Annotated in this window: 1 protein-coding gene; it reads right to left on the bottom strand. The window is 54.3% G+C overall.

The annotated features are described in order from the left end of the window. Positions 1-390 (bottom strand): replication initiator protein A (locus ACTNBR_RS16535; RefSeq protein ID WP_195271787.1); only part of this gene is annotated, 390 nt, incomplete at its 3' end. Positions 391-582: the final 192 nt, after the last annotated feature.

Genomic DNA, 582 nt, shown 5'->3' with positions numbered 1-582 from the left:
CTCCGGCGTACCAGAACCGGATTTCTTGAAGTCGGTGTTTGGAACCGCTTCATAGGATTTTGGGAAAATGCGGTTGGGTTTTCCACAGCCCTGCTTCTGGATCTCCACCAGCCCGGCGTATTGCAGTTCCCGCAGGGTGTTTACCGCTTTCTGCCGCCCACAGTGGAGCAGGTCAACCACCTCGCAGATGGGATAGTACAGATAAATCCGTCCGCAATCATCCGCCCACCCATTCTTGCGGGATAACTCTGTCCGGCGCAGGATAAAGGCGTACAGAACCTTTGCCTCGTTGGACAAGGGCTTGAATGTGGGGGCTTCAAAGAGGAAATTCGGGAGCCGGGTGAAGCTGAACGCCTTTTCCGGCTGATGGATATAGATGGTATTTGTCATAGTGCGTTTTGTGGACGGTTAGAAGCCCGTTTTCCGGGGCGGGCGATACTTTATACCACCAGCCCCGGTTTGGGGCTTGCGAAGCCTGATAAATCAAGGCTTTTTTCGCTCCTAACTGTCCACAGCAGACCTCCTTTTCCGTTCACTTTCTGTTTTCTGCCGCCTGTGAACTCTGGCGGCACAGCCGGGGCA

Origin of the sequence: Bariatricus sp. HCP28S3_F11, assembly GCF_052065395.1 — a bacterium.
In the GTDB taxonomy this organism is placed as follows: Bacteria; Bacillota; Clostridia; order Lachnospirales; family Lachnospiraceae; genus Allocoprococcus.
The sequence above is the reverse complement of the archived record's forward strand: the minus strand, read 5'-3'. Positions and strand labels throughout refer to the sequence as shown.